This is a genomic window from Sorangium sp. So ce119 (assembly GCF_051524405.1).
Classification (GTDB): domain Bacteria; phylum Myxococcota_A; class Polyangia; order Polyangiales; family Polyangiaceae; genus Sorangium; species Sorangium cellulosum_G.
Genome location: NZ_CP150310.1, coordinates 10,662,446 through 10,687,769, shown reverse-complemented (window position 1 = coordinate 10,687,769; position 25,324 = coordinate 10,662,446). Strand labels below are relative to the sequence as shown.

19 protein-coding genes are annotated in these 25,324 nt (G+C 70.0%); 11 read left to right on the top strand and 8 right to left on the bottom strand.

What is annotated here, in order from left to right; genetic code table 11:
* Positions 1 to 112: 112 nt before the first annotated feature.
* Positions 113 to 1,165 carry a hypothetical protein gene (locus WME76_RS40425; protein WP_437957488.1) on the top strand — a complete coding sequence of 351 codons (1,053 nt, stop codon included), beginning with the start codon at positions 113 to 115 and terminating at the stop codon, positions 1,163 to 1,165.
* Positions 1,166 to 1,223: 58 nt separating this feature from the next.
* Here the strand turns inward: WME76_RS40425 and WME76_RS40420 are convergent, their stop codons facing one another.
* The gene (locus WME76_RS40420) at positions 1,224 to 1,703 is read right to left on the bottom strand and encodes a carboxymuconolactone decarboxylase family protein (RefSeq protein ID WP_437962212.1); all 480 of its coding nucleotides are present in this window, start codon (positions 1,701 to 1,703) and stop codon (positions 1,224 to 1,226) included.
* Positions 1,704 to 1,838: 135 nt separating this feature from the next.
* Here WME76_RS40420 and WME76_RS40415 point away from each other — a divergent pair, with 135 nt between their 5' ends.
* On the top strand, positions 1,839 to 2,747 hold the full coding sequence (locus WME76_RS40415; RefSeq protein ID WP_437957487.1) for a sigma-70 family RNA polymerase sigma factor: 909 nt from the start codon (positions 1,839 to 1,841) through the stop codon (positions 2,745 to 2,747).
* Between the two features lie 170 nt (positions 2,748 to 2,917).
* Here WME76_RS40415 and ilvA read toward each other — a convergent pair whose 3' ends face one another.
* Entirely contained in the window at positions 2,918 to 4,432 is a 1,515-nt protein-coding gene (ilvA, locus tag WME76_RS40410; RefSeq protein WP_437957486.1) for a threonine ammonia-lyase, biosynthetic, read from the bottom strand.
* Positions 4,433 to 4,691: 259 nt separating this feature from the next.
* Here ilvA and WME76_RS40405 point away from each other — a divergent pair, with 259 nt between their 5' ends.
* Positions 4,692 to 5,762, top strand: a complete 1,071-nt coding sequence (locus WME76_RS40405; RefSeq protein ID WP_437957485.1) for a formylglycine-generating enzyme family protein — start codon at positions 4,692 to 4,694, stop codon at positions 5,760 to 5,762.
* A gap of 40 nt (positions 5,763 to 5,802) precedes the next feature.
* Here the strand turns inward: WME76_RS40405 and WME76_RS40400 are convergent, their stop codons facing one another.
* The 3 genes from WME76_RS40400 to WME76_RS40390 all read right to left on the bottom strand — a co-directional run bounded on the left by WME76_RS40400 (position 5,803) and on the right by WME76_RS40390 (position 9,032).
* Positions 5,803 to 6,882: a winged helix DNA-binding domain-containing protein gene (locus WME76_RS40400; RefSeq protein WP_437957484.1), complete on the bottom strand. Its 1,080-nt coding sequence runs from the start codon at positions 6,880 to 6,882 to the stop codon at positions 5,803 to 5,805.
* Positions 6,883 to 6,891: 9 nt separating this feature from the next.
* Positions 6,892 to 8,022, bottom strand: a complete 1,131-nt coding sequence (locus WME76_RS40395; RefSeq protein WP_437957483.1) for a sugar ABC transporter substrate-binding protein — start codon at positions 8,020 to 8,022, stop codon at positions 6,892 to 6,894.
* Positions 8,023 to 8,258: 236 nt separating this feature from the next.
* A complete protein-coding gene (locus tag WME76_RS40390) occupies positions 8,259 to 9,032 on the bottom strand; it encodes an SDR family oxidoreductase (protein ID WP_437957482.1) in 774 nt (257 codons plus the stop codon).
* A gap of 172 nt (positions 9,033 to 9,204) precedes the next feature.
* On the opposite strand from WME76_RS40390, the gene WME76_RS40385 reads away from it, so the two are divergent.
* A complete protein-coding gene (locus WME76_RS40385; protein ID WP_437957481.1) occupies positions 9,205 to 10,095 on the top strand; it encodes an AraC family transcriptional regulator N-terminal domain-containing protein in 891 nt (296 codons plus the stop codon).
* Between the two features lie 48 nt (positions 10,096 to 10,143).
* Here the strand turns inward: WME76_RS40385 and WME76_RS40380 are convergent, their stop codons facing one another.
* Positions 10,144 to 10,749 (bottom strand): antibiotic biosynthesis monooxygenase family protein, encoded by a 606-nt coding sequence (locus tag WME76_RS40380; RefSeq protein WP_437957480.1) that lies wholly within the window; start codon positions 10,747 to 10,749, stop codon positions 10,144 to 10,146.
* Positions 10,750 to 10,781: 32 nt separating this feature from the next.
* A complete protein-coding gene (locus WME76_RS40375) occupies positions 10,782 to 11,207 on the bottom strand; it encodes a hypothetical protein (protein WP_437957479.1) in 426 nt (141 codons plus the stop codon).
* A 299-nt stretch (positions 11,208 to 11,506) separates the two neighbouring features.
* On the opposite strand from WME76_RS40375, the gene WME76_RS40370 reads away from it, so the two are divergent.
* A complete protein-coding gene (locus WME76_RS40370; protein ID WP_437957478.1) occupies positions 11,507 to 12,607 on the top strand; it encodes a sensor histidine kinase in 1,101 nt (366 codons plus the stop codon).
* A complete protein-coding gene (locus tag WME76_RS40365) occupies positions 12,604 to 13,410 on the top strand; it encodes a LytR/AlgR family response regulator transcription factor (protein WP_437957477.1) in 807 nt (268 codons plus the stop codon). Before WME76_RS40370 ends, WME76_RS40365 begins: the two co-directional genes overlap by 4 nt.
* Before the next feature lie 224 nt (positions 13,411 to 13,634).
* Here WME76_RS40365 and WME76_RS40360 read toward each other — a convergent pair whose 3' ends face one another.
* Positions 13,635 to 16,256, bottom strand: a complete 2,622-nt coding sequence (locus tag WME76_RS40360; protein ID WP_437957476.1) for a transglutaminase-like domain-containing protein — start codon at positions 16,254 to 16,256, stop codon at positions 13,635 to 13,637.
* A 436-nt stretch (positions 16,257 to 16,692) separates the two neighbouring features.
* Here WME76_RS40360 and WME76_RS40355 point away from each other — a divergent pair, with 436 nt between their 5' ends.
* The 5 genes from WME76_RS40355 (at position 16,693) to WME76_RS40335 (ending at position 25,271) form a co-directional block, all read left to right on the top strand.
* The gene (locus WME76_RS40355; RefSeq protein WP_437957475.1) at positions 16,693 to 18,000 is read left to right on the top strand and encodes an ATP-binding protein; all 1,308 of its coding nucleotides are present in this window, start codon (positions 16,693 to 16,695) and stop codon (positions 17,998 to 18,000) included.
* Positions 18,001 to 18,527: 527 nt separating this feature from the next.
* Positions 18,528 to 20,174 (top strand): endo-1,3-alpha-glucanase family glycosylhydrolase, encoded by a 1,647-nt coding sequence (locus tag WME76_RS40350; protein WP_437957474.1) that lies wholly within the window; start codon positions 18,528 to 18,530, stop codon positions 20,172 to 20,174.
* A 572-nt stretch (positions 20,175 to 20,746) separates the two neighbouring features.
* Positions 20,747 to 23,941, top strand: coding sequence for a hypothetical protein (locus WME76_RS40345; RefSeq protein ID WP_437957473.1), 3,195 nt, complete (start codon positions 20,747 to 20,749; stop codon positions 23,939 to 23,941).
* A gap of 615 nt (positions 23,942 to 24,556) precedes the next feature.
* Positions 24,557 to 24,853: a hypothetical protein gene (locus tag WME76_RS40340; RefSeq protein ID WP_437957472.1), complete on the top strand. Its 297-nt coding sequence runs from the start codon at positions 24,557 to 24,559 to the stop codon at positions 24,851 to 24,853.
* 85 nt (positions 24,854 to 24,938) lie between these two features.
* Complete coding sequence (locus WME76_RS40335) at positions 24,939 to 25,271, top strand: antibiotic biosynthesis monooxygenase family protein (RefSeq protein ID WP_437957471.1); 333 nt, start codon at positions 24,939 to 24,941, stop codon at positions 25,269 to 25,271.
* Positions 25,272 to 25,324: the final 53 nt, after the last annotated feature.

Below are 25,324 nucleotides of genomic sequence, written 5' to 3'. Positions count from 1 at the left end.
GCCCGAGGGGCTGACAATGGTAGGGTTCGCCACCCCATGAGCCTGCGCTGCGGGGTACCGCGCCCACGAGCATCCCTGTCTCGGGGGCGCGCGGGACAGGGGACGATCCCGTGTGAAGCGAAATTTCTCATGGGGAGGGACAACACATGATTCCGCAAGAGGGAGCTTCTCCTCGAACAGCGCGTACGTCGGGACGTGCCCGGTCTGCCAGGGCCACGTGACCGTCACGGGCTCGGCGACCAGGTGGGTCAACACCGGCCCGTTCCTCCTCGGCGCGAACGGCCGCGGGACGCTGCTCGTCGAGCAGGGGGCCAAGGTCTTCACCACGGGCGCGCGGATCGAGACCTTCTCCTCCGCGCCTCTCTACGGGTCGAGCGGGGCGACCGTGAGGGGCTGGGACGCCACCTGGACCAACGAGGGGCTCCTGCGCATCGGGACCGTGGGCTACGGCGAGCTCACGGTCGGCGCTCATGGGACGCTCGTGACGGAAGACACGGAGATCCGCTCCGAGCTCGGCGGCGCGTTCGTCCGGGTGAACGAGCCCTACGCGTCATGGCGCAACAGCGGCGATGTGACGATCTTCGCGTCGTGGTCGACCTCCCCGTCGCTCGTCATCGACGGGCGAGTCCAGGTCGGCGTCGGCGGCCTCCTCCGGACGGCGCCGCTGAGGGAGGGCGCCGAGCCTGGACCGGGGCCCATCGTGCGCCTCGCGCGCGGGGAGCTCGCCGCGGGCGCGATCGAGGTCCAGGAGGGCGACTTCGATTTCGCCGGCGGCCGCCTGAGCACTGGCAGCTTCGTGGGCGATCTCGTCAACGCGCAGGCCGGCGAGCTCTCCGTGGGAGAGGCTCACCCGTGGACGGCCGTGGACGGCGATTACCACCAGGGCCCCGGCGCCACGCTGCGCGTCGCCGTCGCGGGCCCGGACGCCGCGCCGCTCATGCAGGTGGACGGGGACGTGCGCCTCGACGGGGGCCTGGAGGTCGTCGCGGCAGACGACGCCGTGCCGTTCCAGGCCGGCGACACGGTCGCCCTGCTCGGCTGGGCCGGCGAGCTCACAGGGACCTTCGATGCGATCGACATCGCCCTGCCGCTCGCCCCCGGGCTCGCCTGGGATACCTCCGCGCTGTACACGACCGGAGAGATCACCGCCGTGCCAGAGGCGTGAGCGGGCGGGGCAACGCCCCTCCGGATGCCGGTGAACCTCGGGGCGTGGTGACGCCTCCTCAGCGGGTGTCCGCCATCGCCTCCACCTTCATCGAACCGGCGATCTGCCGAGTGGTGACGTTGACGCGATTGAAGCAGTTGATCAGCGCGATGTGCAGGATCAGCGCCGCGAGCGCCGGCTCGTCGTGGTGCTTCGTAGCCTCCTCCCAGACGTCGTCGGGCACCGGATCCGCGCGATCGCTGAGCCTCGTCGCGGCCTCGGCGAGCGCCAGCGCGGCGCGCTCCGCGTCGGTGAAATAGGGCGCCTCGCGCCAGGCCGCCACGGCGAACAGGCGCTCGTCGCTCTCGCCCGCCTTCCTGAGCTCGCGCGCGCCAATGTCGACGCAGAAGCCGCACCCGTTGATCTGGCTCGTCCGCAGGTGGACGAGCTCGAGCGTCCGCGCCGGCACGCCGCTCTTCTTCACCGCGCCGAGCAGGGCTTGGATGGGCGGAATGACGCCGGGGATGAGCATCGCGGGGTTCTTCATCCGTGCTTTCAGCATGGTCGTGATCCTCTCGAGGGTAGGGGTGTGCTCGCCGACCGTGACGGGGCGCTGAACGTCCGTTCGCGTCGTCACATCGGCTACGGTTCGTTCGTCACAGCCATGACGAAGCGAGACGAGGGAGTGTGACCGATGGATGAAAATCGTTGGCTGGCGGAGCGGTTCGAGGCCCACCGGGCCCACCTGCGGGCGGTGGCGTACCGGATGCTCGGCTCCGTGGGCGAGGCGGAGGACGCCGTGCAGGAGTCCTGGCTCCACCTGAGCCGCGCCGACACGAGCGGCGTCGAGAACCTGGGCGGGTGGCTGACGACGGTCGTGGCGCGGGTGTGCCTCGACATGCTGCGCTCGCGCAAGGCGCGGCGCGAGGAGCCGATGGCCGCGCCCGACGCCGCCGCGGACCGCGAGGCCGGGACCGACCCCGAGCGCGAGGCGGTGCTGGCCGACTCCATCGGCCTCGCGCTGCTCGTGGTGCTCGACACGCTGACCCCCGCCGAGCGGCTCGCGTTCGTGCTGCACGACCTGTTCGCGGTGCCCTTCGAGGAGATCGCCGCCATCGTGGGCCGCTCCCCGGCCGCGGCGAGGCAGCTCGCGAGCCGCGCCCGCCGCCGCGTGCAGGGAGCGCCCCCGTCTCCGGACGCCGACGTCGGCCGCCAGCGCGAGGTCGTCGACGCCTTCCTCGCGGCGATGCGCGGCGGCGACTTCGACGCGCTCGTGGCGATCCTCGATCCGGACGTCGTGATCCGCTCCGACGCCACGGCCGCGCCCCCGGCTGGGACCGAGGTCCGCGGCGCGCGCGCCTGGGCCAAGCAGGCGATCTCCGGCGCGCGCGGCGCCAGGTTCGCCCGCCCTGCCCTCGTGGACGGCGCGGTGGGCGTCGTCGTGGCCCCGCACGGGCGGCTCTTCCGGGTGCTCCTCTTCACGCTCGCGCAGGGGAAGATCGCCCGGATCGACGTCATGGGCGACCCCGAGCAGCTCCGCGATCTCGACCTGTCGATCCTCGACGACGGACCGCAGCCGGAGCCCCGGACACGCCCTGTGTGAAGCGGTGAAGCGCCCTCCTACGGGGGAGGACCAGGCATCGAAGCGCAGGCCGGAACGCGGGCGAGAGTCGACGCTCACCCGAGCACGCCCACCAAGCGCCCACCAAACGACCAACCGGGTCTGGGTGACGGACGTGACGTACATCCCCACCGGCGAGGGCCGGTGTTTCATCATCTCAAGAAGAGATGATAGGCGGCATTCTTCGTCTCCTCGATGAACGGATAACCGAGGTCGGTGAGAAAACGGTCGAACTCGTCGTATTCGGGCTCCGGGACCTGCAAGGCGGCGAGGACTCGCCCGAACGCGGCGCCGTGGTTGCGGTAGTGGAACAGGCTGATGTTCCAGCGCCCGCCGATGTGCGTGAGGAATTGCATCAGCGCCCCGGGGCGCTCCGGGAACTCGAAACGCAGGAGCCGCTCGTTCGCTGTCGGGGCGCGCCCGCCGACCATGTAGCGCACGTGCAACTTGGCCATCTCGTCCATGCTGAGGTCGATGACCGGCAGCCTGGCGTCGTGGAGGCGCTCCAGAATTTCGTCGCGCTGCTTGCGCCCGTGGGTCAGGCCCACGCCGACGAAGATCTGCGCCTCGTCCGCACGCCCGAAACGATAATTGAACTCCGTGATGTTCGCGCGCCCGAGGAGCTGGCAGAACTCGCGGAACGCGCCCGGTCGCTCCGGAATGGTGACCGCGAACAGCGCCTCGCGCTGCTCGCCGAGCTCTGCCCGCTCGACCACGTGCCGCAGGCGGTCGAAGTTCATGTTCGCACCGCTGAGGATCGCCACCAGCGTCTTTCCGCCCAGGCCCTCGCGTTCGACGTACGCTTTGAGGCCCGCGACCGCCAGCGCGCCTGACGGCTCGGCGATCGAGCGCGTGTCGTCGAAGATATCCTTGATGGCGGCACAGATGGCGTCGGTGTCCACCACGATCACGTCATCCACGCAGCGCTGGGCGATGCGAAACGGCTCCTCGCCCACCTGACGGACCGCCACGCCGTCGGCGAACAGCCCGACCTGACTCAGCCGTACGCGCTCGCCCGCGTCGAGCGCCGCGCGCAGACACGCGGCGTCGTCCGGCTCCACGCCGATGAGCTTGATCTCGGGGTACAGATGCTTGATGTACGCGCCGATACCGGCGATCAGCCCGCCGCCGCCCACGGGCACGAAGATGGCGTCCAGCGATCCGCGATGCTGGCGCATGATCTCCAGGGCGATGGTGCCCTGACCCGCGATCACGTCCGGGTCGTCGTACGGGTGCACGAAGGTCAGCCCATCGCTCGCTTCGAGCGTCTTGGCGTGGGCGTAGGCTTCGTCGTAAGAATCCCCGATCAGCTCGATCTCCGCGCCGAGCGCACGCACGGCGTCGACCTTGATCCGGGGAGTCGTGGTCGGCATCACGATGCAGGCGCGGATGCCGAGCCGCTGGGCGGCGAGGGCCACCCCCTGCGCGTGGTTGCCCGCCGAGGCGGCGATCACGCCGCGCGCCTTCTCGGCCGCGCTCAGCGAGGAGATCTTGTTGTAAGCGCCGCGCAGCTTGAAGGAGAAGACGGGCTGCAGGTCCTCGCGCTTGATCAGCACGCGGTTGCCCAGGCGCGCGGAGAGCCGCGGCGCATCCTCCAGGGGGCTTTCCTGGGCGACGTCGTAGACGCGGGCGCGCAGGATTCGCTCGAGATAACCGCTTGGGGCCATTGGGCCGCGAAAGCTACGGTCCTCGGCGCGCGTCGTCAACTCGCTCGTGGAACACCCCTCAGGGCATCTCTCCGGCGACCGCGCGCTCTGCTCCTTCGAGCGCTACGGCCTCGAGGCCTTGGACGTCGGCCCCTGATCCACCTCGCGCGTCCTGCGGCCGAGCCGCGCCCGCGCGCGTCACACGAGGATGCCCCTCCTCCGGCCATCCAGCAGCGCTCTATTGATTCCTGGCTCTCGCCTCGATAACAGAGGTACGAGCATGAGGAAGCGATCTACGCGGTGGTCCTGGGTGGCGCTGTGCCTGCCGGGCGTCGGGTGCACGACGGTCGTCGGGCTGGACAAGCCCTACCATCCAGTAGAGCAGCACGGCGGCGGCGGCGGCGGCGCCGACGGCAGCGGTGGCGGCGGCGCCGACGGCAGCGGTGGCGGCGGCGCCGACGGCGGCGGTGGCGGCGGCGGCGTGGAAACCGGCAGTCGCTGCACCGGGCTGCCTACGACGTGCGGGCCGGCGGAAGACGAGAGCTGCTGCGCGAGCGAGCTGGTGACCGGCGGCACGTTCAACCGGAGCAACGACCCGGCTTTCCCGGCCACGGTGAGCGACTTCCTGCTCGATCGGTTCGAGGTCACGCTGGGGCGGTTCCGCGCGTTCGTGGACGCGTATCCCGGGAGCCGGCCAGCCGTGGACGCCGGCGCCCACCCGAGGATCGCGGGCAGCGGGTGGTACGCGACGTGGGACGAGTCTCTGCCGGCGGACAGGGCGAAGCTCGTGGAAGGGCTGCGCTGCGATTCGGAGGGCCTGGCGTGGGTGTGGACGGATGAGCCCGGCGCGAACGAGCGCCTGGCGATGAACTGCGTGAGCTGGCACCTGGCGTTTGCGTTCTGCGCGTGGGACGGCGGCCGGCTGCCGACAGACGCGGAGCTGGGCTACGCGGCGGCCGGCGGCGCCGAGCAGCGTCCGTATCCGTGGTCCGCCTCGCCGGACGATGTCGCCATCGATCCGGATCACGCTGTGTATGCCTGCAATGGCAGCGATCTGGCGGGGTGCGTGATCGAGGACGTCCTTCCGGTCGGATCGAGGTCACCGCAAGGAGACGGGCTGTTCAAGCAAGCGGATCTGGCGGGGGGCGTGTGGGAGTGGGCGCTGGACTGGCACGCGGACTATGCGCCCGACTGCGTGGACTGCGCCGTCACGACGGGCGGGACGGATCGGGTGATGCGCGGCGGCGGCTGGCGCAGCGTCGCGGAGGCGCTGCTCCTCTCCACCCGCGACTATCGGGTTCCCACGACCCGCGCGGCCGGCATCGGGCTCCGGTGCGCGCGGGATCCGTGAGCGACGTCTTCTACCTTCACGTATACGACACCACCGCGCCCTACTTCGCCCACGACGTCGTGACAGGCATCCCCAGGAACCGGCTGTACCGCTCGACGGCCCTTTGCAGGGCGTCCTTCTCGCCCTTCTTCGGCCGCAGCGGGAGGTTCATCGTGACCGCGACCGCTTTCTTCTGGATGGCGCGGCGCCAGCCGCCGACGACCCGGCCGTCGAGGACGACGAGGTGCGCCATGAGCGCGTCGCCGGCGAGGCTCGACAGCGCGGGGTCGAGCGTCGCGCTGTGGTCCTTGTAGGCGATGACGTATTCATCGTAGTTGGGCAGGAGGTGAACGAGCGGGGCCTCGAGCTCGCCGCAGATCGCCTGTCCGACCGCGAACCAGTAGACCTTGCCGTCGACCGTCTCGTGCTGGAGGTGCGCCTTGGCCATCTCGACGCCGGCCCTGGCCTGCGTCAAGGTGAGCCCCGACCACCAGGCGAAGTCCTTCACCAGCGCTGGCCCGTGGCTCGCGAAGTAGCGCCTCGCGAGCTCGGCCAGCGCCTCGTCGTGGCCCGGCAGCTTCGCCCCCGGGGCCCGCTCGTCGAGCAGGGCATAGGTGAACTGCTTGCCGCGGAGCGGGCCGCTGCAGAGGATCGCGTCGAGCTCGGCGCGCATCAGGAGGTAAGCGAGCCGCAGGCCGCTCGCGCGGATGCCGGCCCCCTCGACCACCCGCGCGATCTCCGCTCGTGTGAGCTGGACACCGCCCTGCAAGGCCTTCACGAGCGCGTCGTTGCTCCTGGCGAACACCGCGTCGTCGAGCTCGAGCTGTCGATACTGGTAGGCGTTCGCGGCGTTCACGCGCGGGGCCGTGAGGCCGAGCATCCAGCGGATGTCCTGGGGCATCACCAGATGCCACGTGGGCCGCAGGACATGGGTGCGGAGGAGCTTGCCGTCGTTGAACAGCCGATCGAGCTCGGCGTCCGTGGCGTCGGTGGTCCGCTGCGCGATGGCCCACTTCGCCCCGGCGTAGTCCTGGGCCTGCACCGCGCATAACCCTCGAACCACGTCCTCGGGCCGCTCGCACGGGCGCCCCACGAGGCGCTCATTGTGGAGCCGCTGGCGGATGATATCGAGGTTGTCCACGCCCCATCGCTACTGGCTCGCGCCGATCTTGTCGAGGAAGGCGTAGTATTCGTCGACCTTGTCTGCCGGGACCACGTCGACGCCGATGTTCACCCGGCTCGGGTCGCCCATCATCAGGGGAGCGAGGATCTGCCTGGTCGCGTCGAGCCCGATGATCTTGATGCCGTAGAGGATGTAAGGAGCGATGTAGCCCTCGTAGTACTGCCGCTGGGTGTGGGTGGCCTTGATGCGCCCCTCGCGCATGAACTCGACCGTCTTCGGGTCGAAGTCGAACGCGACGACGGGGAGCTCCGGCTTGCCCACGAGCTCGGTGAGCATCGCGCACCTGTACGAGATGTCGAACAGGCCGAGCATGCCCGCCACGGGCGGATCCGCGGCATCGAACTGGAACTTCATCCAGTCGAGGTCAACCTGGTCATCGCCGTCGAAGATGGCTTGACTCACCACGACCTTGTAACCGGCGCTCTCGAGCGCCGCCTGGGCACCCTGCGTCCGATCGAGCCCGTCGGCCCAACCCTGGATCAGCTGGCCGTGGATCATCACCGTGCCCGGCGGCGGGGGCAGATGCTTGAGCAGGGTCGTCGCCGCCGTGGCTCCGGCAGCCCGGTTGAGGGTCCCGACGTAGAGCGAGCGCTTGTCGGCCGCCACGTCGGTATCGAGCGTCACAACGTGGACCCCGTTCGCGACGGCCTCCTCGATGGCCTCTTTCTGAGCGTCACCGTAGGGCGCGACGCCGATCCCTTCGGCGCCGCTCGCCACCATATCCTTGATTTGCTCGGTCTGGATGGCCTGCGATTCAACGCCGCCGCGCGCCTCTCCAGAGGGCGCGAACACGTTCCCCGTGACCCCGAGCTCACCCATCGCCCGATTGGCACCCGTGGCGACCGGCGCAAAGAAGCCGGTCATGGTCTTCAGCAGGATCGCCATGTGCATCGGCTCGATCGCGTTCTCGTTCATCTCGGCGACGAGGTTGTCGATCGTGGCCTCGAGCTCCACCGGAGTGAACTCGTTCGCCGGAGTCGGCGCTCGTGTGAGGAGCGCAACCTTCTCGCCTGCGCTGATGCTCTCGCCCGATCCGCATGCCGCGGTCATCAACGTGAGCCCGCAGACCGCCAGCCGACATCGCCCCATCACCCTCATGACACCCTCCTCGCTCGTAGCTCGCTCGCTGCGCCCAGCGGTCCACGGCTGATCGTTCGAGATACGACGTCGCGGGTCGACATGTCAACAAGCATCGCAACATTTCAATGGATCGGTAAGGAGACGCGGGGTTTCACGATGTGAACGTGGGTGCGCCGGAATCAACCGTCATGGCGACGGGTATACAAGGGACCCACGCCGGGGCAGAGCGAGCCGACAGGCCGCCTGGGCCCGACCTACGAGGGCTGGCCGGTCGGCATGATCGTGACCTGCTGCAGGTTGACCCGCTTCGGCAGGCTCACGGTGAACGCGATGGCCTCGGCCACGTCCTCGGGGGTGAGCCACTCCATCTGCGACTTCGACCCCTCGAGCCAGTCGCGCGCGCCGTGGAAGTCGACGTGGCTCTGCAGCTCCGTGCCGACGATGCCTGGCTCGATGGCCGTCACGCGCACCCCCTTGGAGCCCAGCTCGGCGCGGAGGTGGATCGACAGATGGCTCACGAACGCCTTCGTCCCGCTGTACACCGCGAAGGCCGGGAAGATGTTCTTGCCGGCGATCGACGAGATGTTCACGAGATCCGCCGGCCCCGGGCCGGAGCCGGCCTGCACGAGCGCCGAGGTGAACGCGCCGATGACGTTCATGAGGCCCGTGATGTTGAGGTCGATCTGCTGCTGCCACTGCTCGACGCGCCTGGCCTCGATCGGGTTCGGCAGCATGACGCCGGCGTTGTTCACGACGATATCCACGCGCCCGAGCTTCTCGATGACCTCGGAGGCGACGCGCTCGACGGCCCCTCGATCGGTCACGTCGACCTGCCATGCGGCGGCCTCGCCGCCTGCCTCCCGGATGGCGCCGCTGAGCGCATCGAGCCTCTCCTTCCGGCGAGCGAGCAACGCCACGCGCGCGCCGCGGGCGGCGAGCGCCTTTGCTGTCGCTTCACCGATGCCGCTCGACGCTCCTGTGATGACGGCGACGCGCCCCGCGAGCGCGCCCTGGTCCTGCTGAGCCATGTCTCACTCCTCTCGATAGGCCGTGCCTGCCTGCGCGGCCAGTTGACGCGACAATAGATAGCCGCGACGCCTGGAAGCGGAAGACACGGAACTATCGAAGGCATGCTCGATCCTATGAGCGAGGCGACAAACCGCTGGCGCCATCTCGCCCAGGGCAGGTACGATGAGGCGTATGTCGAGCGCGACTCGATCGAGCAACTCGCTGGCCGCTGGCATCGCCGCGCTGGCGCGCCACGAGGGTTGCAACAGCACGCGTCATCCGGGCGTCGTCGTCTACCGCGTGACCGTCGCGGAGCCGCCCACGCCCACCCTCTATCCTTCCAGCTTGATCCTCGTCGGCGCTGGAGAGAAGCAGGCGATCCTGGGCGACAAGACGTTCGCGTACAACGCCGGCTACTACCTCGTGGTCACCTCGCCGCTGCCGATGCTCTGCAGGACCACCGCGTCGGTCGATGAGCCCGTGCTCACCGTGGTGGTCGAGATCGAGCTCGCCCTCCTGCGCGAGCTGCTCCTCGAGCTGAGCGCGCCGCCGGCGCCCCACGCGGCGCGCTCGACGCGCAGCGTGTTTCGCGCGCCGCTCCCGCGCGATCTCGAGGACGCCGGGGCCCGCTTGCTCGCTTGCCTGACCGATGAGCGACGTACGAGAGTGCTCGCGCGGCAGACCCTTCGCGAGATGCTCTTTCTCGTGCTCGACGGCCCCCATGGCGATGCGCTCCGGGCCCTCGCGGAGGGCCCGGTGAGCCAGCTCGCCCACGTCCTCCGCCACATGAATACGAGATTCGCAGAGCGAATGAGCGTCGGCGACCTCGCGCAGCTGGCGCACATGAGCGTCCCGACGTTCCATCAGCACTTCAAGGCGATGACCGGATCCTCGCCGCTGCAATACACGAAGGCGCTCCGCTTGACGCGCGCACGCCAGATGCTCCACGCGGGAAGCCTGGTGAAGGCCGTCGCGCACGACGTCGGTTACGAGAGCGAGTCGCAGTTCAGCCGGGAGTACCGTCGGTTCTTCGGCTGGCCGCCGTCGGCGGACTCGCACGTGGCGCCGCGCGCGCGCCCGTGACGAGCCGCGTCGGCCAGCGAAGCCGGACACCGCGGCGCGGCGCCTCGCTCAGATGTCGCCGCCGGCCTCGCTCTCGAGGCGCTTCGCGGCTTCCTCCCAGGTCGCCTCCCGCTCGCTCCCCTCCCACGAGATCACGTTGCTCGTCCCGCGGCTGATGGAGGAGGCGTGGCCCATGGCTCTGGCATGCGCCGGGCTGCCGACGAACGCGTACATGTCCTGTTCGCTCTCCCAGACGGTGAGCGTACGGACCGCCGCGCACGAGGAAGAGCTCGTGGCCGCCACCGCGACGAAGCCCTTCATCGTGGACAGGCTTTCCATGACAGGGCCGGAGAGCTCTATCATCTTCTGCGCCATCTCGGGCTTCATGGCGAGGTAGGTCGTGGAGACGAGGTAGCTTCCCGGCTTCAACGCGCCGGTGCCGGCGTCGACGCCGGGCCCCGCGAGCTCCAGGCCGCCCTCGCGGTCCTGCTCGAGCTCCGCCTTGGAGCACCCGTCGAACGACGCGCCCGGCGGCGCGCCTCCATCGCCGTTCGGTCCGCCCGCGGTCCCGTCGCCCGCGGAGGACGCGCCGTCGTCAGCGCAGCCGCCCGCCGCCATGGCGGCGAGCATCCCCAGACCGCCAGCGATGCGCTTCAACAACAATCCATTCATCATGTGAGCTCTCCTCTCCTCATCTCGTCGTGACGTCACAAGGGCTGTACGACAGCGAAATACAGGCCGTCGAACGACCGCCCGAGCCGCTTCGAGGCGAAGCGCTCCGCGAAGCCCATGGCGATGACCCGCACCTCGTCGGCCCGGGAGCGCGCGCCTCGCGACGACGACAGGGTGACCACCCAGCGGCGCTCCCCTTCCGCCCTCTCGACTTCCAGGTACGTGTACGAGCCGGCGTCGAGCCGCTGCACGACGCGCCCCTCGAAGCGCGCTCCCTCTCCGGCCGGCAGCAAGAAGGCCGACAGGGGCCCGAGCGGGCCCGCGTCGGCGCCCTCGGGAGCCGGCAGCCAGCCCGCGCTGGCGCACAGCCCGACCGAGCCGGCGCCGAGGAGCGCGAGGGACACCACCGTCACTGCTGCGAGGCGCGTCCGCCGGCGCCCGACCTGTCTCGTCGCGATCATCGCTCTCTCCCTTGCTTGCGCGCCATCGGCACGCCGCGATCTCACCCTGCCTCCCGCGGGCGGCCGCGGCTCGCGCCGGCCGACGGGGGCACGCCAGCGCGCGACCGGCGGTACCAGCGCGCGAGCGGACGGCGCCGGCCGCGGCCGGCGCGCAGCGCCTCGCGCCCCCGCGCCGCTCGTCACGCGGCGGACGCGCGGCGCTGCCGCTCGTCGCGAGGCGCCGCCGCTCGTCGCGCGTCAGCGACCGTTCGTCGCGTTCATCTCTCGGCGCGGCGGCCGTCTGCTATCCTGTCGACATCGTGGCCGCCGCCCGCAGCGAGACCAGGCCGTCGCGACCCGTCCTCATCCCGCGCGCAGCGATGTGGTTCGGCGCGCTCGCGCCGCCTTTCATCACCCTGCTGCTCGACGATGACGCGATGGACGTGCTCCGATGGGATCACCCCGGCAGGCGCTGGGCCGTCGCGCTGTGCAGCCTGGCTGCGATCACGCTGTACACCAACGTGATGGTGCTCGCGCATGCGGCTGCCTACAACGCCGGCCTGGCGCGATTGCCTCTCCAGAGGCTCGCCCGTCCCGTCCGGTTTACCGTCTACGGCCTGACCTCTGCCGTCGTCGTGACCGCGGGCACGCTGCTGTCCATCCCGGTGCTGCGCGTGATGTCACCGGACATGGTGAAGGACCCGCTCGGCCTCGTCGTGAAGGGCATGCTCATCAGCGCCCTGTGGCTCGGCGCGATCTACGTGTACGCGCAGTTCATGGCCCGCATCCGGACGGAGAAGCTCCTGGCGCACCGGGAGCAGCTCGCCGCGCTCGACGCCCGCGTGCGGCTGCTCCAGGTGCGAACGAACCCTCACTTCCTGTACAACAGCCTGAACAGCGTCATGAGCCTCATCGCCACCGATCCCGAGCTCGCCGAGGAGACCCTGGGGCGGCTCGCCAAGCTCTTTCGCTACTCGCTCGAAGGCTCGGAGCGGCACGTCGTCCCGCTCGGCGACGAGATCGCCAACGTGACCGACTACCTCGAGGTCGAGACGATCCGCTTCCGGGAGCGGCTCCGGGTCGCGATCCTCGTGGACCCGGCGCTCCACTCGATCAAGGTGCCGCCGATGCTGCTCCAGCCGCTCGTGGAGAACGCCGTCAAGCACGGCGCCAGCCGCCGCGTGGAGGGCGGCACGGTGACCCTCCGCGCCGAGCTCGCCGGCGACGATCTGCTGCTCTCCGTGCTCGACGACGGCCCCGGCCCGGACGGCTCGAGCCACCGTGGAACCGGCACCAGCCTGATCGATCTGCGGGAACGGCTGCGGCTCCTCTATGGAGACGAAGGCCGCCTGTTCGCGGGGGTCGGTCCAGAGGGAGGGTTCATGGCCCGGCTGCGCTTGCCGGCGAGGTGGAATCGATGACCGTGCGCGTGCTCGTGGTCGACGACGAAGCGCTCGCGCGCGCGCGGCTCGTGCGCATGCTCGCCCGCGTCGAGGACGTCGAGGTGGTCGGAGAGGCGGCGACGGGCGCGCACGCGCTCGAGCGCACGCGCGAGCTCCAGCCCGATCTGCTCCTGCTCGACGTGGACATGCCGGGGCTGGACGGGTTCGGCGTGGCCGAGGCGGTGGGCGTGCCGCTCGTGGTCTTCACCACGGCGCACGCGCAGTACGCGGCGCTCGCCTTCGAGGCCGATGCGGTGGACTACCTGCTCAAGCCGGTGGTGCAGGAGCGCCTCGAGCGGGCCCTGGAGAAGGTCAGGCAACGCCTGCTCGCGCGGTCGGTCATGGCCACCGCGGCGCGTCCACCGGAGCCACCCCCGGCGCCGGCGGCTCCGGCGGCTCCGGCGGCTCCGGCGAATGGAGAGCGCGCCGCCGAGGCGGCCGCCGGGGCGAGCGCGGCCGCGCTCCTGACAGTTCACGACGGGGGCAAGGTCCGCTTCTTCGATCCGCTCCTCGTCACGCGCTTTCGCGCCGAGGACAAGTACACGGCTTTCCTCTTCGACGGCGAGGAGCATCTGTTGCGGGAGAGCCTGAGCACGCTGGAGGAGCGCCTCGCGCCCTTCGGCTTCGTCCGCGTGCACCGGGCCGAGCTCGTTCGTGCGAGCGCCGTGCGGGCGCTGACGCCGGACGCTGGTGGCGCGCAGCTCCACCTCTCCGATGGTCAGACCGTCTCGGTGAGCCGTCGCTCCTTGCCAGCGCTGAAGCAGCTGCTCGGGCTGCGGTAGCGCCACGGTTCACTCGCACGGCGGCGGGTAGTCCGCGGCCCCTCCCGCCATGGCGGGCTGAGGCATCCCCTCGAGTTCTTCAGAAAATTCACAGGGAGGCGGGGAGACGGGGAGGAGAATCTTCAAGATACTCCCCGTCTCCCCGCCTCCCTGTTCAATTTCCCCCTGTAAAGGGCCGCAACAGGAGGGGATCCCTCAGCACGGCGGGAGGGATCTCGGCAGGTTCAGAACTCGAGGTCGAGGACGTACTGGACCGAGTCGCCCAGCTTGAGCCTGTCGTTCGGATCGGGGGAGACGTCATCCGGCTGACCGTGGTCGTGGAAGACGACCACGTACGACTCCCCCTCGGGGAGGGGATAGGTCGTCGCGCGATCGGCGCAGCGCGCCGGCACGGAGGCCGTCCACCTGGGCGCCATGTCGGGCTCGTTCTCCACCGGGGGGCCGTTGGGATCGACATAGGGCCCCACGCAGAGCACCGGCTGCAGGGTGCTCCCGCCGACCGTCCTGACGGAGACCGCCCTTGCCCCCGTGGTCGCCTTGCTGATGCGATAGACGTCCTTCTCGCCGCGCCCGAGGTAGCCCGTCACGCCGCTCTGCGTCAGCCAGAAGTCCGGTCCGGACTCGTACGCGGCCTGCAGCGACAGGACGTCGTCCGCGCCGACGTCGTCCGTGGGGCCCAGCGGATCCCAGGTGACGGTGTTCGTCGTCGTGCCGCGAGGCTTGTACCCCGAGAGCACGAACGTCGCCTTGCCGTACTGCGCCTGCGGCGCGATCCCCTCCGAGTAGCGCTCCCAGAGGAACTGATACGGGACGCTGCCGGAGCCATCGGGGTTGGTGGCGTCGAAGACGTACCAGGGACCGGTGTCGCTGTCCGGGGCCGAGCTGCTGTTCGACTGCTTGCCGCCGTGGTGGGGCACGGTGGGGATGTACGCCTCCGTGAAGAAGTGGTTCCCCCAGCCGCCGAGGCTGCCGTCGCTGGACACGACCCGGGAGAGGACACCCGCGCTGCGGGCGATGGCCGCCAGGACCGGAGCGTAGTCGTAGCACTGGACGCCCCCGATGCCGTCTTCCCAGCTGAGCTGCGAGTTAGGCTTTCCGTACTGGAGCGACTCGGCCGGATCCAGTCCGTCGCTCAGGAAGATGGACGACACATCGCCCAGGTTGGTTGGCTGGCTGTACCGGTAACGTTGCGTGACGAGCCGGTACAGTCGGCGCATGGTCTCGAACTCGCTCGTGGTCCCCTGCGCCGCCGCCACCGCGTGATCCAGGAACGAGAACTTCGACTCGTCCGTGGTCCGGCGGAACGCCCCGGTGAGCTTCGTGTGCACTTCGTACGGCGGCGACCACTCGTAGAGCACCGTGAAGTGGTCGCGGATGTTGTCCTGATCGGCGCCGTACGCGCCGTGCACGTTGACGCCGTCCTCGTCCTCGTCGTAGCCGTACGTCTCGAGCTCCGCCTTGGAGATGGCGCCGCTGGCGACGAGCGGATAGGGGTTGTGGATCGCGTAGAACACGACGTCCTGACCGATCCGCGCGCCCGAGGGGGCGAACGCGCGCACGAAGTAGCGTCCGACGGGCGCGTCGCCCGGCACGGTGATCCGCCAGTGCTCGCGGTTCCGGCTGGAGAGCGCGCCGTTCACGAAGATCCCTCCCCTGTAGTCGCCCTCGGCGGGCAGAGACTTCGTCCAGGGGACCTCCGCGCCCGTGGCGTCCGAGATGATCCGCAGCGTCGCGTTCTGGGTCCCGTTCAGGCTCGAGTCCTCGACGGCCACCGAGAACGTCGTGCCGCGGCGGACGGGCGGCGGGCGGACCCCGTTCGTGACCGAGGCGCCCTGCGCGAAGGCCACGCCCTCGTTCCAGGCGTCGTAGTCGCCCGTGCGCATCGCGCCCTGGTAGAGGAACTGGACCCGGTCCCAGCTCGTCTTGGCCCCGGTCGGCGAGAAGCTCTTCTCGCTGACGCCGAACCAGAACTTGGCAGGATTGTAGTTGCTGGCGCCGAGCGAGAACTCGAGCGTGTGCTCCGCGACGTTGAGCTGCCCCAGCGGGAAGTTGTAACGACCCTGATCGAACCCGCGGCGATAGAGCAGGTTGCCGTTGAGCTTCACGTTGTCGGCGTAGGCGGACTGGCTGGGATCGGCGTTCCGGTAGGCGCCTCCCTTGAGGAACACCGGGGACGCCGAGCCGTCCACGGCGACCCTGGCCTTGATCTGCACGGCGGCGCTCGCGGGGTCGACCCAGCCGATCTTCAGGGAGCTCCCCGAGACGTCGGTCGCCTTGAAGCTCAGGGTGCGGCCCGCGTTCGGGGCGACGTAGCTGAACTCGACGCGGTACCAGCCCTGGCGTGAGCTGGAGAGCTCGTACGTCTGCTGGCCGCTGGTGTTCCACAGCGTTTGCTCCGTCTGGTCCGGCGCTCCAGGGCGCGAGGTGACCTTGACCGACTCGAACCTGTGGTTCCAGTCCACCTGCCCCGTCGACGTCTTCGCGGCGAGCTCGAACCGTATCCGCTCTCCGTTCGTGTCGGGCTGATAGACGTGGACGATCTCGGTGAAGGTCCCCGAGCCGGAGAGCGTCTGCTCGACCGATTTCAGGTAGACCCTGCCAGGGACCTCGAGGGCCCGGAGGGGCGCCAGGGTCTTCTGGAGGGCCTCATCCGGGATGTTGGGGATGCTCGCGAGCTCCTGAGCGGAGGACTCGACCGGGGCCTCGAGCGCGAGCTCGTCGTCGGCGCATCCGACGATCGGGCCGAGGGCGCCGAGGAACAAGAGGGCCAGAGCGTCGCCGTGACGGGCGGCGCGCCGGGCGCGACGAGACGTGACCTGCGTCGACGAGATGCTGGTGTCGATCATGATGCCTTCCTCGGAGACGCTGGGCGCCGCGCGATCGGGCGGGCGTACGGCGTGAGTTGCCCATCGCGGCGAGCCGGTCGCCCACGGGCGCGCGGTGCCCAGCATGGAGTCGATCCGACGGAGTTCTGGGGCATTGTAAACACATTTTCCAAATCGGAAACTGCATGTCCTTCATGCATCCTCTGCATGCCATCGCCGTCGCCTCGCGCGGGCGTGAGCGCCGCGGCGCCGGCGTGCGGTCCGCCGCGCCGGCGCGCGCCATGGCGCGAGCGTGGCGTCCGCCGGGACGCTCCGGCGCGTCGCGCGGCCGACGAGCGGCGCCGGGCGGGCGCGACGACGCCGGCCGAGGCGCCGTGCGATCCCGGGCAGCGCTGCGCGTCGTACAACGGAGTAGTGCCTTGTCGAGAGCGGGACCGGGCGTTAGAGCACATCGAAGATGAACTCGAACGGCCCTGATGACCCGGCCCGCTCGGGCGGTCAGGAGCTGAGCTTCCGGGAGAACCACGGCGCGGGGCGCCTCCTGTGCGTCGTGCAGGAGCTATGGCGCGCGAGCGATCTCCAGAGCCTCATGCAAATCGCGGCCCGAGCCTGCCGGGAGCTCACCGGCGCCGACGGCGCTTCGTTCGTCCTCCGCGAAGGTGAGCTCTGCCATTATGCCCAGGAAGATGCGATCTCCTCGCTCTGGCAAGGCAGACGGTTCCCGATGTCGAGCTGCGTCAGCGGGTGGGTGATGCAGCATCGGTCGCCGGCGGTCGTCGACGACATCGCGCTCGATCCTCGGGTCCCCATGGACGTCTACAGGCCGACGTTCGTGCGGAGCATGGCGATGGTGCCAGTCCACGCCCGCGCTCCCCTCGGGGCGCTCGGGAGCTACTGGGGCTCTGCGCACACGATCACGGCGCACGAGCTGACGCTGCTGCAGGCGCTCGCCGACGGCGCCGCGCTGGCGATGGAGAACATCGAGCTCCGCGAGGGTGCGGACAGAGCCCAGGCGCGGATGAGCGAGCTCGAGGCGGCGACGCGCGACCTCGCGGAGCAGTCTCAGGCGCTCGCGGACGGCCAGCGGCAGAACGACGCGCTGAACGAGCTCCTCGCGCACGACCTCCGGAGCCCCGCCGCGGGCATCATGCTGGTTGCCAGGAGCCGGCTGCGCGATCCGGAGATCCCGGAGCGGGAACAGCACCGCTGGAGCAAGGTGCTCTGCTCGGCCGAGCTCATCCAGCGCACGGCGATGAACCTGCTCGACACCTCGAGCCGCCAGATGGGGGCGCTCGTCCCTCGGCTGGAGGAGATCGATCTCACCGCGTTGTTCCGGGAGATGGCCGAGATCCTGGAGCCGCACGCGGCCTCGCGCGAACAGCGCATCGAGGTCCGCCCGGGCGCGCCCGGCGGCTGCCGCGTCCGGGCCGACGGCGACCTCCTGCGCCGGGTGCTGCAGAACCTCCTCGACAACGCCCTCCGCCATGGCCCCGCGCGCAGCGCCGTGCGCGTGGAGGCGCGGCGGCTCGACGCGCGCTGGGTGGAGGTCGTCGTGCGCGACGAGGGCCCCGGGATCCCTGTCCATCTGCGCGACCACATCTTCGACAGGTACGCCCGGCTCGACGGGCGGAGCTCCTGCCTCTCCGCCGGCCGAGGCCTGGGGCTGACGTTCTGCAAGCTGGCCGTCGAGGCGCACGGCGGGACGATCGAGGTGAGGGACAACGAGGGCGGGGGGAGCTGCTTCCGCGTGCTGCTGCCGGCGTGACGGCGTGACGGCGCCGAGAGCCGCGCGGTGCGCAGCGGGCCGAGCCCATCGCGCACCGAGCTTCGTACCGTATAAAATTCAGCATCTCCGATGCATCGGGAACGCGGCAGCTCTGTGGTTGGGAGTAGCTCCATGGATGAGAGACACGGCAAACAGCTCCGAACACCCTACACCACCCTGCCCCGGAGGCGTCGTGCAACGCCGCGACGCCACGACGCCACGACGCCACGACGCCACCACGCCACGACATACGACATGCAGTGGTATTCGATTTATCCAGATCCCTCCCTGCGGCGACAAAAACCGCGATTTCCTGTTGCGCTCAAGCGATCTTGAATCATGCTGATACACAGCGCATCATTGACACATTGCTGACACATCCTTGAGAATAACCACAGCGCTCGCCGAGACACTCGACGACAGCCACCGTCGACTCGATAGAAGGTCAGAGGGTAGCGCATGCGCGATTGAAGCTTGCAATAATTTCGGTCGGAGTCGATCGAAGAGAGAGAGGACCCTTGTCAAACTTGTTCTTTTCTCGCCTGAAGTACGGCTTGCTCCTCATCGCCAGCGCGGCGGCGCTGCCGTCCTGCGCGGCGCCCACCGACGACGCGGGCGACCCCTCGGAGGAGGCGGCGGTCGAGGAGCACGACGTATCGGCGGCCTCCGCGCCCGAGGGCGGCGCCGCGCTGGCGGGCGCCGCCGCGGCGGGCACGACCAAGGCCGCCTTCGAGCTGAACAACGCCCTCCTGCCGTTCGACATGCCGGCGAGGGCCGAGCTCGCGTCCAGCGGCTACAAGGTCTTTGCGCACTGGCACAACTTCCCGCTCCGACAGGTCTCCTCGACGGGCGCCGACAAGTTCGTCGGCTGGCTCCAGCCGACGGGGCAGTACGCGTCGATCGGCGGGTGGCTGCGCGATCGGCCCATCCCGATCCTGCCCGTCCCGCCGGCGGAGGCGGACTACGCCGAGCGCGACATGAAGCTCGACGTCGAGACGGCCGCGGCCGTCGGGATCGACGGGTTCCTGGTGAACTTCTGGTTCCGGACGACGGACTCGCGCTGGAAGTGGGTGACGAACATGCTCGACGCGGCCGACGCGTTCAACGCCGAGAACCCGGCCGCGCCCTTCTACGTCATCCCGAACGTCGACAGCCATATCCTCTCGACGAACGCGGGGAAGGACGAGCCCCGGCAGCGGGCCGACGACCTCGCCACGCTGAAGGGCCACACCTCGTGGATGAAGCTCAACGGCAAGTACCTGGTCGGCAGCTTCCGGCCCGAGGCGCTGCCCGCGTCCTGGTACACCGAGTTCTTCGATCAGCTGAAGACGCGGCACGGTATCGACGCGGTGCTGTGGGGGTCTTTGCTCGATCCCTCGGAGGCGAACCGCAACGCGATGAAGCCCTTCATGGCGGGCGCTGTCTTCTCGCGCTGGGACAACCTCCCCTACAGCAGCAACTTCACGTCCAACCTGGGCACGCTGAAGACGTGGGGCGACCAGAACGGGATCCCTTACGCGCCGCCCGTCAGCCACACGGATCACCGCCCCACCGCCGGGTGGGCGCTCGAGACGGCGGGCTTCAAGACGCAGCAGAAGAGCTGGAAGGCCGCCATCGACTCGGGCGTGAAGATGGTCCAGATCCTCACCTGGAACGACCACTACGAGGGCCACGCCCTGAGGCCCAACTCGGCCATGCAGTACGCGACGTACGACCTGACGGCCTATTACACGACGTGGTTCAAGACGCGCCGGCAGCCGACGATCGTGCGTGACGTCCTGTACTATTCGCACCGCATGCACCTGAGCACCGCGAAGCCGGATCCGTTGAAGCAGCCCAAGGCGTTCACCTCCAAGAACAACGTCCCCTTCCTCGATCGGGTGTTCGCGCTCGGCATGCTGAAGTCGAGCGGGCGTATCCAGATCACGTCCGGCGGCACGCAGTACCAGGCCGACGTCGGCGCGGGGCCGCAGTTCTTCGACGCGCCGCTGAACGTGAACGATCGTCCCAGGTTCCGGCTCATCAGGAACGGCGCGACCGCGCTCGACATCACGAGCGCGTTCCCCACGCGCGATTCCATCGTCTGGCAGGATCTCATGTACCGCGCCGGGAGCTCCTCGCGCCCGGTGGTCGACGGCGTTCAGGACGATCTCCCGCAAGATCGGCTCCCCTGAGCGGGCCGTCGTCGCCGGGTCGCTCGCCGAGGTGCTCGACGACCTGAGCTGAGGGATGCCGCCCAGGCAAGGGGCTCTCCGGAGCCCCTGTTGTTCGCTCACGCCCAGGAGCGTCCGGCGCACGTGGCCGCGTACCTCGCGCAGCGGCGCGCCGGGACAGATCCTCGAGCGCGACGACCCGGCTGCGCTGATTGCGCAAGCGCTTGCTCAATGCGTGCAGCGATGCGCGACCACCGCTCTCCCGCGGCCGACCGGCCGGCGCGAGGCGCCGCGGGCACCGCCCCGAACGAGCCCCGGAGCGAGCTGGAACGGGGCATGCAACGACCCGGCGAGCAACGACCTGAGCTCGTTTGCGCTCGGCGCTCCCGACGCTCCGCGCCCGCGACCCCTTCCCAGGAGCGGGCGGCGGGCGTCGCGCGCCGCGCGCGCCGAGCGGGAGACCGGCGTCGAGGACGCACGCACGCCGCGCCTTTCACGCCGATATCCATCGTTTGACAAGCAGAGCCCCGCCATCGCGGGTCTTCAACCATCCCCCGTTCTCTCCGGCCCAGCGCCGGAAGAGGTGAATCGACATGAGCCCTCGCGTTAACCGTGTTTCCCCGATCCCCCTCCCCCCGTTCCCCTCCTGCAGCGCGCCGGTGCGCCGCTTCACGTCCCTCGCGGCGCTCCTCGTCGCGGCCGGCGTGTCGTGCGCCCCGCCCCACGACGCGGGCGATCCCGACGCCGCCGACCCGAGCGACGCCGTCGCCTCGCAGGCGGCCGACGCCGACGGCCTCGGCGACACCGGGCGGGCGCGGTCGGCCCTCGTGACGACCGCCGCGGTCCTCCCCGCGGCGGAGCTCGATCGGGTCGCGTACGCGGCCGCGGCCGCGGAGGTCAACGACCCCAGGCTCGACCTCCTCGCCGACGCGACGAGCCGGCTCGCGGCGCGCCACCCGGGGCTTTCGGCGGCGGAGTACCAGAGCGCCATCGCCGAGATGTGGACGCGCCTCGAGGCGAGCCAGCCGAACGCGCTGCACGACCTGAGCGGCCAGGAGATGCGCTTCATCAGCCGGACGCTCGCGCGCATGGTGCCCGGCCTCGGCAGCGGCGCGGCCGCGGACGCGCTGCGCGACGCCGCGCGGAGCTACCTGTCCGCCCTGCGCAGCGATCTCGACGAGATCCGCAAGGTGTCTCCCCTCGACTCGCTCCACGACCAGCACGGCGCGGCCCAGCGGTTCCGCGAGGCGTGCTGGGAGCGCCTCCACGCCGCGGCGCGGGAGAGCGGCGCCCTGGCCGCCGCCGTCGACGGCAGCGTCCTCCAGGCGCGCCTCGCCGTGAGCACCAGCGACCCGGCCAGCCACATCGTCCGCGTCCACCCGGTCGAGCCGCTGCGGAGCTTCGTGCTCGCCAACGTCCAGGCGGACGGCAGCCTCTCCGCCAGCCAGGGCGCGGTCGAGACCCTCATCGAGGAGGCCGGCGGCGCGGCGCTCGCGCAGACAAGGGCCTACGCCGACAGCCTCTTCGCCCTCGACGCCGCCGAGCAGGAGTTCCTGAGCTCCAGGTCGACGGTCGGCGCGGCGAGCGCCGGCGCGTCCGCGCTCGTCGCCGACGCGAGCGCCGCGAGCGACGCCGAGGCCAAGCTGAAGAAGGCCATCGAGGACGCAACGAAGAAGCAAAAGGAGCTCGCCGACAAGCTCGGCAGCGTGAAGTCGGGCGCGACAGGCGCCCTGCGGGTCGCCGCCAAGCTGGCGTCGATCTCCAACGACCCCGGCTTCGCGGACGACATCGAGATCCTGAGCAAGACGACCTCGATCCTCCTCGACACCTTCTCCAAGCACTCGAAGGGCGCGCTCGAGACGGCGTCGAAGCTCGCCGGCATCATGAAGCTGGGCGACACGGGCTTCAAGGTCCTCGGCGCCGCCGTGTTCACCGGCGACCTGGTCGGCGCGGTCTTCCAGATCATCTCGCTGTTCAACAGGGACGACAAGCCGTCGATCAACCAGAAGATCCTGCAGAACCTGCGCGACATCCGCGAGCTCGTCGGCGACGTCCGCACCGAGATGCACGCGCGCTTCGATCGCCTCGATCGGAAGCTCAACGACATCCACGACGCGGTGATGGAGCAGTTCGAGCACGTCAACTTCGAGCTCGGCGAGATCGAGGTGGATCTCGAGGAGGTGCAGCTCGCCCTGTACACCGTGCAGGCCGACCTCAACCGGCTGGATCGCAACCTGTATGCGTTCCTCGACGCGGCGGAGCGGCAGCCGCTCGTGGAGGGCATCGCCGGCTTCCTGAATTACGAGCAGCGTACAGGGCTCGAGATGGCGTACAGCCCGACGTTCATCGACGGCGAGAACCGCTTCTACACCTGGAGCTATTTCACCTCGAAGGACCTCATCCAGGCGGGCCCGACCAGCCGGAGCTTCGACGACGCGCAGCTCGCCACCGAGCTCGGCAACTACCCGCTCGCGACCAACATCAATTACCTGAGCGAGCTCTCTGCCGTCCGGTTCGGCCTCTCGAAGCTGTCGACGGAGCGGCTGGCGAACCCGCTCACCTGGATGACGGCGGCGGAGAGCTATGCGCAGCTCGGCGAGGAGTGGCCCGAGCACGCGGGCGAGGTCGACCCGGCCCGGCTGGAGCGCGTCATCGACGCGGGCGAGGACCTGGCGGCGGGCCTCGACCGGATCGCCTCGCCCGCGCTGATGCGGCGGCTGTCGGACCACTACCGCGGCAAGATGACCGCGCTGAGCGGCGCCATCTCGCAGTTCGAGGCGACGTTCGAGGGCGCCCCGAGCCGCAAGCTCCACGGCGTCGACCTGTGGAGCGGCGCCGACCAGGTCCCGACCGCGCACGACATCACGGGGACGAAGCCGCTCCCGTCGTGCCGGAACAAGGCCTTCAACGGCGGCCGGGCGTCGTTCGATCTCGATCTCGGCCCCTTCGCCGCGGACTACGCGCCGCTCGCGCCGCTCATGATCGCCGACAACCTGGGCGGGCTCTCCGACCTGAGGCCGTGCATCCACGCGAAGTGGGCCTGGGAGACGTCGACGGAGGTCCCCTGGGGACGGTTCTGGACCTTCCGGCTCGATTTCGCGGTCCGGATGACCTACGGCGCGACGGCGGTCCACGAGATCTGGTTCAGGACGAACCAGCGGCAGACACGGCTCGTCCGGAGCTTCGAGACGTCGTTCGATCCCGACGCCGTCTGGCCGCCCGAGAGCTCGATGACCGACGCGGCGTGGAACCAGCGCGCGCTCTCCACGCGCCGCCTCCTGGCCACCTCGGCCCTCCTCCACGAGGCGCGCGCCGCGGTGCAGGGCAAGCTGGAGGATCTGCAGCGGCAGTTCTACGGGCAGGTGGCGACCAAGCTCGGGCAGCTCGGCGATCCGATCCAGGTCGCCGGCAGCCAGCTCACCGGCTCGAAGGCGCTCTGGGAATCGTACGTGACCCTCGGATTCCCGCTCTCCCTCGAGCAGAACGACGCGCTGCGCTCGCTCCTCTACGGCGGCGAGTCGTTGCTCACCGGGGCCGGCGGGGACGCAGGCGCCATGAACAGCGTCCGCGACATCTACCTCGCCATGAGCGGGTCCGACGATCTCCCGGAGGACAACCTCCTTCCGGCGGTCGTGTCGCTCTCGCAGGAGCGCTCGGATCGGCTGCTGACCACGCTGAACGACATCAACGCGGAGATCCGCGCGGCCGGGGAGCTCGAGGGCAGCGCGCTCGTCCAGGGGACGCTCACCCGCCTGTACCTGCTCAAGGCACAGACGCCGGACGGCTGAGCGGAGACGGCCCGGGGTCCGCATCACCGGCGGTGCCCTGGACCGGCTGAAGATCGCCGCCACCCATGCCGTGGCGGCGGGGCTGGAGACGTGGACCTGCCCGTTCACCACCGACCTGACCGGCGACGAGTTGCTCGCGCTGCTCGCCGGGTGCGCCGACCACGGCGAGCGGCTCCGCCGCGAGGGGGCCGAGGTCGTGATCGTCACCGGCTCGGAGCTCAGCCTGATGAACAAAGGCTTCGTGCCCGGCGAGACGTTCGTCGATCGGGGCAAGGTGCTCGCCGTGCAGGGGCCCGAGCTCCGTGAGCTGCTCGCCGCGATCCCGGCCCGCCTGAACGAGCTCCTCGCCAGGGCGGTCGCGGTGGTCCGCGCGCGTTCGGCGGCAAGATCAGCTACGCCTCGCTGCCGTTCGAGGGCGTCGACTGGGCGCGGTTCGACACCCTCAGCACGGACACCGGCTACCGGTACGCGCAGATCGCCGGCCGGTTCCCCGAGCTCATCCGCGCCTTCGTCGCCCAGGGCAAGGCCCAGGGAAAGCCGGTCGCGATCACCGAGTTCGGCTGCGCGACGTACAAGGGCGCGGGCGACGCCGGCCCGCGCGGCGGCGACATCGTCGTGTGGGACGAGGCGACCGCCACGCCGCTCGGGCTGAACGGCGCGTACGCGCGCGACGAGGCCGAGCAGGCGACGACCCTGCGCGAGCTGCTCGAGATCTTCGAGGCCGAGGGCGTGGACGCCGCGTTCGTGCACGTCTTCGCCAACTACGCGCTACCCCACGACCCGGACGACCCGCGCAAGGACCTCGACCTGGCCAGCACCGGTGTCGTGCGGGTGCTCGAGGACGGGACCTGGGAGCCGAAGCAGGCGTTCTCGATGCTCGCCGACCACCACGGCCGGCGGAGACGCGCTTGACACGGGCGGACGTCCTGGCGTCCCGTGGGCTCCGCAGCGCGGAGCGCGGGTCCGGCGCCCTGCTCGCGCTGTCGCAGGAGGTCACATGATCAGACGGATCTGGCACGGCTGGACGAGCCCCGAGAACGCAGACACCTACGAGGCCCTGCTCAAGACGGAGATCTTCCCGGGGATCCTCGCGAAGCAGGTGCAAGGCTTTGAGCGCATCGAGCTGCTCCGGCGCCCGCTCGGGGAAGAGGTCGAGTTCATCACCATCATGTGGTTCGACTCGATCGAGGCGGTGAAGGCGTTCGCCGGCGAGAATTACGAGACCGCGTACGTGCCAGCGAAGGCGCGCGATGTCCTCGCGCGTTACGATGCCCGATCGCAGCACTACGAGGTCCGCGAGGTCCGGGAGAGCGCGAGCCTCGCCGGGTAACCATCGGATTGAGAGAGCTCGTGCGCGAAGCGTCGAAGCCTGGTTCTCGCCTT

Excerpts from the sequence above, each read along its gene's own strand:
- WME76_RS40415 (WP_437957487.1), top strand. The coding sequence starts at position 1,839 with ATGGATGAAAATCGTTGGCTGGCGGAGCGGTTCGAGGCCCACCGGGCC.
- ilvA (WP_437957486.1), bottom strand. The coding sequence starts at position 4,432 with ATGGCCCCAAGCGGTTATCTCGAGCGAATCCTGCGCGCCCGCGTCTAC.
- WME76_RS40405 (WP_437957485.1), top strand. The coding sequence starts at position 4,692 with ATGAGGAAGCGATCTACGCGGTGGTCCTGGGTGGCGCTGTGCCTGCCG.
- WME76_RS40395 (WP_437957483.1), bottom strand. The coding sequence starts at position 8,022 with ATGAGGGTGATGGGGCGATGTCGGCTGGCGGTCTGCGGGCTCACGTTG.
- WME76_RS40390 (WP_437957482.1), bottom strand. The coding sequence starts at position 9,032 with ATGGCTCAGCAGGACCAGGGCGCGCTCGCGGGGCGCGTCGCCGTCATC.
- WME76_RS40385 (WP_437957481.1), top strand. The coding sequence starts at position 9,205 with ATGTCGAGCGCGACTCGATCGAGCAACTCGCTGGCCGCTGGCATCGCC.
- WME76_RS40380 (WP_437957480.1), bottom strand. The coding sequence starts at position 10,749 with ATGATGAATGGATTGTTGTTGAAGCGCATCGCTGGCGGTCTGGGGATG.
- WME76_RS40375 (WP_437957479.1), bottom strand. The coding sequence starts at position 11,207 with ATGATCGCGACGAGACAGGTCGGGCGCCGGCGGACGCGCCTCGCAGCA.
- WME76_RS40365 (WP_437957477.1), top strand. The coding sequence starts at position 12,604 with ATGACCGTGCGCGTGCTCGTGGTCGACGACGAAGCGCTCGCGCGCGCG.
- WME76_RS40360 (WP_437957476.1), bottom strand. The coding sequence starts at position 16,256 with ATGATCGACACCAGCATCTCGTCGACGCAGGTCACGTCTCGTCGCGCC.
- WME76_RS40355 (WP_437957475.1), top strand. The coding sequence starts at position 16,693 with ATGAACTCGAACGGCCCTGATGACCCGGCCCGCTCGGGCGGTCAGGAG.
- WME76_RS40345 (WP_437957473.1), top strand. The coding sequence starts at position 20,747 with ATGAGCCCTCGCGTTAACCGTGTTTCCCCGATCCCCCTCCCCCCGTTC.
- WME76_RS40335 (WP_437957471.1), top strand. The coding sequence starts at position 24,939 with ATGATCAGACGGATCTGGCACGGCTGGACGAGCCCCGAGAACGCAGAC.